This window comes from Pseudomonas inefficax (assembly GCF_900277125.1).
GTDB lineage: Bacteria > Pseudomonadota > Gammaproteobacteria > Pseudomonadales > Pseudomonadaceae > Aquipseudomonas > Aquipseudomonas inefficax.
Genome location: NZ_OPYN01000206.1, coordinates 1 through 1,586, shown reverse-complemented (window position 1 = coordinate 1,586; position 1,586 = coordinate 1). Strand labels below are relative to the sequence as shown.

At 60.2% G+C, this 1,586-nt stretch carries 1 protein-coding gene and 1 rRNA gene; both read left to right on the top strand.

What is annotated here, in order from left to right:
* Positions 1–88 precede the first annotated feature (88 nt).
* Positions 89–204: ribosomal RNA gene (gene rrf / locus JV551A3_RS25015) — 5S ribosomal RNA — on the top strand.
* 375 nt (positions 205–579) lie between these two features.
* The coding region (locus tag JV551A3_RS25010; protein WP_133979219.1) for an acetolactate synthase large subunit at positions 580–1,586 on the top strand (1,007 nt) is incomplete at its 3' end.

Genomic DNA, 1,586 nt, shown 5'->3' with positions numbered 1-1,586 from the left:
ACGAAAGAACCGAAAGTTCGCAACATCACAAATATCGCATATCCGAATTCGCTGGGCTGTCCATCCGGACATTCTGGCAACAGAATTTCTTGACGACCATAGAGCATTGGAACCACCTGATCCCATCCCGAACTCAGCAGTGAAACGATGCATCGCCGATGGTAGTGTGGGGTTTCCCCATGTGAGAGTAGGTCATCGTCAAGATTCATTTCGCAAAACCCCTATCTGCGCATGCAGGTAGGGGTTTTGTCTTTCTGGCGCAAAAATCTCCAGCCCTACGCAATCCCCTGTGTGGGAGCGGGCATGCCCGCGAAGCAGGCGACGCGGTGCATGGCACCGGCTTCGCCGGTGTTCGCGGCGGTTAAACGCCTCGACTCGCCCGCTCCCACAACTCCCACTCTGAGCGCGCAATACCCCGGCTGCGACAATATTCCCGTCACATTCACGTGACTTTCCCGCGCCTACCCTACGTCAAGACTTTGGTTCGGAGCACTCCTGGCTCCGGGCTGAGCGATGCCAGCGTACCGTGCTGCGCATTTCCGGACTTCCACCGTCCCATCACTTGAGGTAGCAAGCAAGATGGCCAAGGCCGCCGATGTCGTTGTGCAATGCCTGGAAAACGAAGGTGTCGAGTATGTGTTCGGCATTCCCGGTGAGGAAAACCTCGACCTGCTCGAATCCCTGCGCAAGTCGAAGATCAAGCTGGTACTGACCCGTCACGAGCAGTCCGCAGGTTTCATGGCTGCCACTTACGGCCGTCTGACCGGCAAGACCGGCGTCAGCCTGTCGACCCTTGGCCCTGGCGCCACCAACCTGGTCACCGCCAGCGCCTACGCCTACCTGGGCGGCATGCCGATGATGATGATCACCGGCCAGAAGCCGATCAAGAAGTCCAAGCAGGGCCGCTTCCAGATCATCGACGTGTGCGGCATGATGGACCCCATCACCAAGTACACCCACCAGTTCGCCTCCGCCGACAACATCCCGGCGCGTATGCGCGAAGCCTTCCGTCTGGCCGAAGAAGAGAAGCCGGGCGCGGTCCACCTGGAACTGCCGGAAGACATTGCCGCCGAGCAGACCGAAAGCCTGCCGATCCCGCCTAGTCTTAGCCGCCGCCCGCTGGCCGAGCACAAGGCCATCGAAGCCGCCGTGGAAAAACTGCAGAAAGCCCGCAGCCCTATCCTGGTAATCGGTGCCGGCGCCAATCGCAAGATGACTGCCAAGGTCCTCAAGCAACTGATCGACAAGACCGGCATCCCGTTCATCACCACGCAGATGGGCAAAGGCGTGGTCGACGAGCGCCATCCGCGCTTCCTGGGTAACGCCGCACTGTCGTCCGGTGACTTCGTGCACCGTGCCGTCGAAGCCGCCGACCTGATCGTCAACATCGGCCACGACGTGATCGAGAAGCCGCCGTTCTTCATGGTCCGTGGCGGTACCGAGGTCATCCACATCAACTTCCGCTCCGCCGAAGTCGATGCCGTGTACTTCCCGCAGGTGGAAGTGATCGGTGACATCGCCAACGCCGTATGGCAGATCAGCGAAGCGCTGACCGACACCACCCNCTGGGACTTCACCCGCCTGAT